Origin of the sequence: Desulfosarcina sp. (assembly GCF_041551955.1) — a bacterium.
Taxonomy (GTDB): Bacteria; Desulfobacterota; Desulfobacteria; order Desulfobacterales; family Desulfosarcinaceae; genus Desulfosarcina.
The window spans coordinates 1-8,214 of record NZ_JBFELV010000219.1 but is presented as its reverse complement, the minus strand read 5'-3'; the positions used below and the strand labels follow the sequence as shown (position 1 = coordinate 8,214).

At 47.0% G+C, this 8,214-nt stretch carries 9 protein-coding genes; 4 read left to right on the top strand and 5 right to left on the bottom strand.

What is annotated here, in order from left to right; all coding sequences use genetic code 11:
- Positions 1-51 precede the first annotated feature (51 nt).
- The 5 genes from ABYV26_RS15740 to ABYV26_RS15720 form a co-directional block, all read right to left on the bottom strand.
- Entirely contained in the window at positions 52-1,020 is a 969-nt protein-coding gene (locus ABYV26_RS15740) for a tyrosine-type recombinase/integrase (protein ID WP_372682310.1), read from the bottom strand.
- The gene (locus tag ABYV26_RS15735) at positions 1,007-2,182 is read right to left on the bottom strand and encodes a tyrosine-type recombinase/integrase (RefSeq protein ID WP_372682309.1); all 1,176 of its coding nucleotides are present in this window, start codon (positions 2,180-2,182) and stop codon (positions 1,007-1,009) included. The genes ABYV26_RS15740 and ABYV26_RS15735 overlap by 14 nt, the downstream gene beginning before the upstream one ends.
- Complete coding sequence (locus tag ABYV26_RS15730) at positions 2,179-2,589, bottom strand: helix-turn-helix domain-containing protein (protein WP_372682308.1); 411 nt, start codon at positions 2,587-2,589, stop codon at positions 2,179-2,181. Before ABYV26_RS15730 ends, ABYV26_RS15735 begins: the two co-directional genes overlap by 4 nt.
- 132 nt (positions 2,590-2,721) lie before the next feature.
- Positions 2,722-2,967: a hypothetical protein gene (locus tag ABYV26_RS15725; protein ID WP_372682307.1), complete on the bottom strand. Its 246-nt coding sequence runs from the start codon at positions 2,965-2,967 to the stop codon at positions 2,722-2,724.
- A gap of 879 nt (positions 2,968-3,846) precedes the next feature.
- Entirely contained in the window at positions 3,847-4,404 is a 558-nt protein-coding gene (locus tag ABYV26_RS15720; protein WP_372682306.1) for a cupin domain-containing protein, read from the bottom strand.
- 1,102 nt (positions 4,405-5,506) lie between these two features.
- Between ABYV26_RS15720 and ABYV26_RS15715 the strand changes: the two genes are divergently transcribed.
- Genes ABYV26_RS15715 through ABYV26_RS15700 form a run of 4 tightly spaced genes read left to right on the top strand, consistent with a single transcriptional unit; the run spans position 5,507 to position 8,209 of the window.
- The gene (locus tag ABYV26_RS15715) at positions 5,507-5,689 is read left to right on the top strand and encodes a PLD nuclease N-terminal domain-containing protein (protein WP_372682305.1); all 183 of its coding nucleotides are present in this window, start codon (positions 5,507-5,509) and stop codon (positions 5,687-5,689) included.
- Between the two features lie 49 nt (positions 5,690-5,738).
- Entirely contained in the window at positions 5,739-6,191 is a 453-nt protein-coding gene (locus ABYV26_RS15710; RefSeq protein ID WP_372682304.1) for an MgtC/SapB family protein, read from the top strand.
- A gap of 54 nt (positions 6,192-6,245) precedes the next feature.
- Positions 6,246-7,925, top strand: coding sequence for an ABC1 kinase family protein (locus ABYV26_RS15705; protein WP_372682303.1), 1,680 nt, complete (start codon positions 6,246-6,248; stop codon positions 7,923-7,925).
- The gene (locus tag ABYV26_RS15700) at positions 7,922-8,209 is read left to right on the top strand and encodes a hypothetical protein (protein WP_372682302.1); all 288 of its coding nucleotides are present in this window, start codon (positions 7,922-7,924) and stop codon (positions 8,207-8,209) included. Before ABYV26_RS15705 ends, ABYV26_RS15700 begins: the two co-directional genes overlap by 4 nt.
- Positions 8,210-8,214: the final 5 nt, after the last annotated feature.

Here is an 8,214-nt window from a genome sequence, read left to right as displayed (position 1 = left end):
TGATACGGGGCAAGTACTGCTCAAAAAATTGGTGTATACAACGGGTAAGATTCATCGTTTTTGGGTGAGAACAAAATCCAACAGTTGTTCTCGTTGGTCGGCATCGACCATTTTCAGGTATTTGACGGTATGCTTGTACTCACTATGCCCCATATAGGCGGCCAGGACAGGCAGTGCTTGTTGGGGCGATCCTTGCCGGGATTTTACTTGTAAAAGTGTGTTCACAGCGAACGAATGCCGCAGGCTGTGAACGGTCGGGGCGCAAAAGTTGGTGCGGCCGACAACCCGTCTGGGCTGTTCGATGCCGATGGCTTTAACGGCCTGGTTAAAGATGAACCGGACCCGCTCGGGAGTGAGGCCACCGCACCTGGATCCGGCCAGCAGAAAAGGATTGTGAGCGTCGTCCATCAGGTTGTTACGTGCATTCAGGTAGTTTTGAAGTTGGGTGTTCACCGCTTTCGGCACCGGTATCAGGCGGTCTTTTTTAAACTTGGTCTTTTCGATATAAAGGGTCCGCTCCGACTGGCGATAGTGATGTTTGAGCAATCGTACCGGCTCCGATATTCGCATCCCGCAGCGGGCCAGCAGCAAGATCACCAGGTACACCGCCAAATCCTTCATGAAGTACCTCGGTTGCTTGCGGATCGTCCGGCAAACAACCAAAAGCAGCTGATCCACCTGTTTGGCAGAGAAGATAAAAGGGATGATCTCATTTTCCGACAACAGCGGGATGCCCTTTACCGGATTGACCGCATAATCCCCGCAGCGCACCAAATAGCCGAAGAACATCCGCACGGTGGAGATCACCCGGTTGATGCTGCGAGATTCGACCTTCAGATCGGCGCGTAACTCGAGAAAAAACGATGCCGGCAGAGCGGCCGGTTCTTTTTGGCGCCTGGCCAGATAGCGATCAAAGGTCTTCAGATGGGCATACAGCGCTTTGGTCGAGAACCCCAGGGACTGGCGGTAGGCGATATAATCGGTGAGCCGCGTTGCCAAAAAGCTGTTAAAAAGGGTCATCGAATAGCACCTTTCGCATCAGATCGATATGGATGTGCAGATACTTTCGGGTGGACTCGATGCTGTCATGGCCCAGCATCTCCTTGACCTCGTAGATCGATGCACCGGCCTCCAACAGGTTTTGCGCATAGGTGTGACGCAGCCAATAGGCGCTGGCGTCCAGGCCCGCAGCCCGCATACAATTGCAGACGCAATGGCCGATGACATTGGGGCTGAGCGGTCGATGGGGCGGATGCAGGGTTAAAAACAGAGCCCGGTGGTTGCTTTGGGCGCGGCCGCCGATCAGGTAGGCGGCGACGGCTTTGATTGCCGCATCGGGCAATGGCAACTTGACGGGACGGTTGTTTTTGCGATCCCGCAGGTAAACTTCCGCCTTGCCGAAGCTGATGTCGTCCAATCTGAGCGATCGGATCTCGCAGGGACGCAATCCCAGCAGATAGGCCAGATGGATCATTGCGGCGGTTCGAAGTTCACTGGCCGTCGTATACCTTAAACTGGCAAACAGCTTATGGATTTCATGCTTACGTAAAAATTTAGGCGGCTTGCTCCGAGCAAACAATGGGGGGCCGGTGACCAGCGGCGCCAGGTCTTTGGCCAATAATCGGCGTTCGGCGAACAGGTAACGTAAAAATCCGCGCAGATAGGACCGATAAATCCTGCACGAGGCAGTTGAAAACCCGTTTAAAAACGTCTTTAAAAATGCATCGATCTGCTCGATGCCGACCGCCTGCAGCTTGATCCGGTGTCGCTGGAGATATTGGGCAAAAGCGTTGAGCACGCGCCGGTTGGCCTTGATGGTGCGTTCAGGGGTTTGATGAAATTTTTTTCGGTAGCGCAAATAATCCTCGAACACGTCTGGCAAGTTCACGGACGGTGTTGGATAGCGGATCGGTTGAGCAATTTTGCCCTGCGCGTAAAGATATCTCGAAAGGTTGGTAATAGCATGTGGAGGACCTTTGAATCGCTTGATGGTAGCAAAAGTAAAAATGTCCTTCCAGCCATAACTTCCAGCTTTGATTAAATTGGTAAATTGGATCAATCGCCATCGGTAATCTCTCTGGGTGCTCTGGGCATAGCCCTGGGAAGCCATCCATTGCAGGTGGTCTTCAATGGCTTGTTTAAGCGCAACGATCACCTCTTCAGAGGTTGTCTGGCGGTTCATGGCGTAATCCGTTTTAGCGATTGGTCGACAAGGCGGGCGATGGGCACCGGGTTTCTTATTGGTTTGTGGTCTGCTTTCAATGGTGTTAGCGATACAACGGGCGTTGCGGGAAGTTCGAGTACCTGGAAAACCGTGCCGTCAAAAGCGATCAGATCTTTATCGATCAGTCCGTTTCTGGCGTTGATGTACTGGTCGAGATCCATTTGCAGCAAGGTGCAAATCTTGTCGTAGCTGTAGAAAGAGAGTCCATAACGGTCCGAAGCGAGCACCAGAAACAGGTAGAGAAGGATTTCCTTTTGCGGTAAAGCGGCCAAAAATCCATCGGCGAGAAAACGGTGCGGGATAAAGCTGAACCCGCCATGGATGCGTCTGATACGATCAGGATTGAGAATTTTCTTTTTTATCATCATGGCCACCTTTTCGATTGGGTTAACCATATCCGCGGCGGGGGAACATTTTCACAATCCGGCCACGAATACCGCAAAAATGGCAAAATGGCCTTGCATCGAAACGGCAGGTACAGTTTTTTGTGCGGGTTACTATGTACATAGCCCATGGACGCCGGGGTGTTGAAGTTGCATCATCCATGTTTTTTGGTTTTCTTTGCGTATTGCCGTGTCTGCGACGGTTTTCAGCTTCACAGTGGTTCTTTTTGCCTTTTTGGGTCCGGCGATATTTTCTTTGTGCTTTGCAATGGTTTTTGCGCTTTCCCGCACTGCGGCATTCATCACAACAAAAGGCCTGTCCTCTAAAACAGCTTCTGCAGATACAAAAAGTAAAATCACACCATCGACATTGAATGAGAATCAGTAACACCTTGGGCATGCCTCCGGCCTTGCAAACAGCCGGAAGGTGCAATAGAAAGGAAGTATGGTGTGGGAGCTTCCGGAGGTTTGCGGTAGCTCTTGCCTAAAGCCCGAAGGTGCCACTTCGGGCTTTTCTATCTATCCCCTTTTAGAATCGCAAATCGTGGGTCGAAGGGCAAGAAATCCGGATAGTGCGCCAGACAGGTATTTCTTCCAGCCGACGTGAAAGAATAGGAGGGTTGAATCAAAGGAATGATATGGATTGTTCTATCTTCATGGAATTAGATGGAAGGACATGGGGAATGAAACCCACAACATAACGAAACTCACAACACAACTTGCCAGGGGATTTATTTATCAGGGAATGCATAAAATTTTCATTTAACAACTGGATATTATAGACTTACCAGGGCCTCATTGCGCCAAGAGACCCCAGTGGTCAGGGCCACAGCCGAAGGCACGGCACCCCATCTGCCTGTGTCCAGCTTGCCCTTGCAGCAGCGGAGCAATGTCTGTCCCCGCATCCTTCGTAAAGTATTCAACACTCATTTTACCGTGCCCTGTAGCGTCTCCAAAATCAGTTTTTGACGTGCCAGAGCTCCGAGATCGTTTAAGTTTAACACAGAATTATTATTGATTAAAAAAACAAGACGACAAGTACAAAGACATCTACTCCGGTCGTTACATTTAATGAGGATGGTTAGAGTCGGTTCATCTGATATTTAATCGTTTGTCCGCTATCAATGGGAAGGGTTGAAGAAGGACTAATCAATAATAGTTCCTCGCCAGGGATAGATAGGATGATAGTATAGTCAAGAACGAGCGTTCATTTTCTTATGGCTTGGATCAGACCGTGGCTTAAAACAATGGAGGACCTGTTATTTCCATGCCATGTTTTTGAAATAGTTGTCTTAATACTGTTTTTTCAGGCACACCTTTAATATTCGCCAATTCTTTGAAAAAGGATTCCATCAGACCGGCGGGTTGGAAGGCAATAAGGAGTCTCCCGTTGTCCTTTCCCTTGAACGCCCATGCATGGGGTACCTTTCTCGGAGCAAGGATGGAGTCCCCTGGACCCAAATCGAATTGCTCGTCACCAATCTCTAACAGGTACTCACCTTCGATAGCGTAAAACCACTCTTCTTGCTCATAGTGAAGGTGACGCGGGGGGCCACCTTTTTTTTTATTGAGATTCTCTATGATGAAAAGATCACCGTCGGTATCCTTTGATGCGACCTTAAAATCAATCGGAAAACCACTGAGCACTGTCTGGCGGCTATTAAACCGATCTTGGTCCGCCTTGACAAGCATTCCCGTTTCGATTCGTTTAGAATTGGAAGTCTGGCCGAATGCAAAAGTTGGTGTTGCTGCAGCGGCCGCTACAATCATAAATGTTCTACGATTTATAGGGTTCATGTCATTTTTCCTCAATTGGTTCCGTAACCACTATAAGGTCATAGCGGCCAAACGGTATATTCGAAATGAGCCATTCAAAAACGTTAAAAATGGTGTAATTGAAACCATGTCGCGACCAAGACTATGCACTATTGCAACCTTTGCAATAACAGCCGAATTTAATGAAAGGACGGAATTTGTCGAAATGCCTAAATCGCGGTTTGAACATTATAGGGATTCAAATGTATCTGCCGAAGTACGGTTTGAATAAAGGCGGGTTTCATTTGTTAAGAAATCGAACCTGAACTTTTAGAAATGGCGTCCCAAGAAATTGGGTAGTGTATTTTTCCCTGGGGATAAAGATTACATATCATACATTCCAAAACAGCACTCGATCAAATCGTTCCATTGAGCTTCTATTTTTGGGTGCCGAAACTAATGGAGGCCAGTGGGTATTTCGGAATTGTAAATAGATGGATGATATTGATGTCGCTGGTACTATTTAAACCGCTAATCTTTTTTGGGACACCTTGCCACGCTCACAATCTGGAAGGATTCAATGATCATAACAGATAACCAATTTATTACAGATTTGTTCTTTTTGATGCGCAAAAATTTATCTGGCACTATCTTGATAGACGAATAAACAAGTCAGTTAAGAAATATGATTGCAACATGTCCATAGCAGCTACCACAGTTTCACCCGTGAGTGGGATATGTTCTGGAAAGCTTCAGTGAATCAATTTTCAGCGTGGTAGTCTGCGCTGAAATTCGCCTCTATACGTATCCAGATCAGGGGTGTCTACGTAAATCGTCAGCCAAGCAATGATGAACTATAAAAACTTCCACGGTATTCGGTTTTTTTACCGAGCAAATAATCATCAATAGCGATTGAAACTATTCTTGAGGTTCTCACCGACTGGACTCGATGCACAGAATGATTAATATATACATTCATATCTATTAGGTTATGACCTAAACGATCATTTAGCAGCGCTCGGAAACCACAATTCATCTGACACGAATGTGAGCTCACCACTTACTTGGCGGCATGAATAAATTTTAGTTGCCGACACAATAAACGAGATTTCGTTGTCAGAAATGGGTAAATAGGAGAATAAACATGAATATTGAAGTCAGTGGAATTATCGGATTCTTAGTATTGATTGCTGATATTTGGGCCATTGTAAGCACCTTTCAAAGCAAGGCATCAACAGGAAAAAAAGTCTTTTGGATTGTCTTTGTTCTCATTCTTCCTGTAATTGGTTTTCTCTTCTGGTTTTTTGCAGGCCCAAAGTCAAAATAGCTTCATCAAGTCAAACTATCACAATTTTAAATTCAAAGGTATTCTTACCATGGATTTATTTCAAATCGATTGGGGTATCGCCCTCAATCATGCTGCGCACCTATTGCTGGCGTATATACTTGCGTTACCCATTGGATGGGATCGTGAACATAGTAAACGACAATTCGGGTTGCGCACATTTCCTCTGGTGGCTGTAGTGACTTGCGGCTTCATGCTGGTCGGCATGTCAGTCATCAGCAGTACAGATGGAGAGGCACGAATAATTCAAGGTATCATCACTGGCATTGGATTCATTGGTGGCGGAGCTATCTTTAAAGACCAGGATAAAGTCGCCGGCACCGCATCGGCAGCAAGTATATGGAATACTGGTGCTATCGGTTTGGCTGTAGCCTTTGATCGCCTTGAAATTGCAGTGATGCTTTCAATCATTAACTTTGTCTCACTGCTCCTCTTCGGCAAAATCAAGGCAGAGATGGAAACAAATCAACCGGAAGAACAGTAGAAAGCGTTTTTTGATCGGAAGTATTTAAATAATCATCTCTCAGAGGAATCATTCATGCAATTCAGTGAATTGAAAAACATCAAACGCTTCAAAGACATAATAACCATACTAGCAAAATATGGATTTCAAGAAATCGTGCAACGGATGGATGTCCCGGGTGCTGATCTGGTGCGTAAAATGAGTCCTACCGAATCCGATTCCGGTGTATATGTGCGCATTCGCCGCGCAATAGAAGACTTGGGGCCCACATTCATTAAATTCGGCCAGATTATGAGTTTGAGGCCAGATCTGTTGCCTAAAGCGCTCCTGGTCCAGTTGGAAAAGTTGCAAGATGATGTCCCCGCATTGGCGTTGGATGATATCGAAACTGTGGTCCTTGAAAGCCTAAAAGAATCTATCGATAATGTTTTTTCGGTTTTTGATGTCGAACCGGTAGCGGCCGCCTCCTTGTCTCAGGTGCATCGGGCTGTGCTTAAGAAAGAAGGACATATCGTATCGGTCAAGATTCAGCGTCCGGATATCAGGAAGAAAATTGAATCCGATTTGGATATTCTGGAAACCATGGCCAACTTTCTGGACCAGAAGTTTGATGAACTCAAGGCCTATAATCTTCCGGAATTGGTTGAGGTGATTCGCCGTCACTTGATGACGGAGACTGACTTTACTGCGGAATTACGCAACATGAAAATTGCCAGGTCTTTCAGCGCCGACACCCCAATTTACATTGCCGAAGGATATGAAACCTATAGCACCGATAAGGTTTTGGTTATGGAATTCGTGCAAGGCGCCCGTTACAGCGAACTCCTTCCAGGCTCACCGTACGATGGTGAACGCATTGCCAAACAAGGTCTGGCAGCTGCGACCAAACAGATTCTCGAAGACGGTTTTTTCCACGCCGACCCGCACCCGGGTAACCTGCTGATCACCAAAGAGATGAACTTGTGCATTATCGATTGGGGTATGGTAGGGCGGCTTACGGAGAATGATCGCTTCGAGCTCACCGAACTGCTGCGGTCTATTGTAGACAGAGACACCGATGCGCTCACGCATAGCCTGATTCGACTGTGTCAACGACGAGGGGCTGACGTCCAGCAAAAAGCGATGGAAAGGGACGTGCTGGCCATATTGGATGCCACCTATGCGGTGCCCATTAAGGAAATAAAAATCGGGCAACTGCTAATGGATATTATGGCCCTGATCCGTAACCACCAGATGCAACTGCCCACGGATTACGTAATAATGATAAAAGCGCTCGTGACCGCAGAAGGATCGGCCAGACAGGCATATGCAGACCTTGATGTGGTCTCGGAGATCAGGGATCGTGTAATGCGCTTGGCCAAGGAGCGTTTTCGGCCGGAAATAGTATGGCGTAACCTGCGTAATACATTTTCCAATCTCTGGAGCGCTCAACGCGACATCCCCCGCCAGATTCAGCAAATCATCGGCAAACTGGAAAATGGTGAATTGGGATTCAATTTGCACCTCAATAGGATAGAACAACTGGTCAATTCATTGGAGAACGCCTCCAATCGCCTGACAACAGCGATCATCACAGCTGCGATCATCATGGGGTCTTCGATGATCATCACGACCGGGATTGGACCCTATCTGTTTGGTTTTCCAGCCCTGGGTGTTATCGGTTATCTGCTATCCGTGGTATTGGGCTTATGGTTGATCATTACCATCATCGGTAAAAAAAATACTGATATTAATCTGAAAGGAAAAGAAAAATGAGCAAAAGAGATGCATATGTTCAAAAGCTGCACGCTAAAATCGATGAGTGGAATGCCGATATTGATACGCTGAAGTCAAAAGCGGATCAGGTTGAGGCAGACTCTAAAATCGAGTATCAGACTCAGATCGAAATGCTGAAGCAGAAACGCAAGGATATTGAAAAGAAAATGGCTGAAATGACTCGGTCCGGAGAGGATGCCTGGGAAGATCTCAAATCTGGTGCGGACCTGGCTTGGGAGGCCATGAACGAAGCTATCCAATCGGCAACATCGAGATTCAGGTAATCTCG

Excerpts from the sequence above, each read along its gene's own strand:
- ABYV26_RS15740 (WP_372682310.1), bottom strand. The coding sequence starts at position 1,020 with ATGACCCTTTTTAACAGCTTTTTGGCAACGCGGCTCACCGATTATATC.
- ABYV26_RS15735 (WP_372682309.1), bottom strand. The coding sequence starts at position 2,182 with ATGAACCGCCAGACAACCTCTGAAGAGGTGATCGTTGCGCTTAAACAA.
- ABYV26_RS15730 (WP_372682308.1), bottom strand. The coding sequence starts at position 2,589 with ATGATAAAAAAGAAAATTCTCAATCCTGATCGTATCAGACGCATCCAT.
- ABYV26_RS15720 (WP_372682306.1), bottom strand. The coding sequence starts at position 4,404 with ATGAACCCTATAAATCGTAGAACATTTATGATTGTAGCGGCCGCTGCA.
- ABYV26_RS15715 (WP_372682305.1), top strand. The coding sequence starts at position 5,507 with ATGAATATTGAAGTCAGTGGAATTATCGGATTCTTAGTATTGATTGCT.
- ABYV26_RS15710 (WP_372682304.1), top strand. The coding sequence starts at position 5,739 with ATGGATTTATTTCAAATCGATTGGGGTATCGCCCTCAATCATGCTGCG.
- ABYV26_RS15705 (WP_372682303.1), top strand. The coding sequence starts at position 6,246 with ATGCAATTCAGTGAATTGAAAAACATCAAACGCTTCAAAGACATAATA.
- ABYV26_RS15700 (WP_372682302.1), top strand. The coding sequence starts at position 7,922 with ATGAGCAAAAGAGATGCATATGTTCAAAAGCTGCACGCTAAAATCGAT.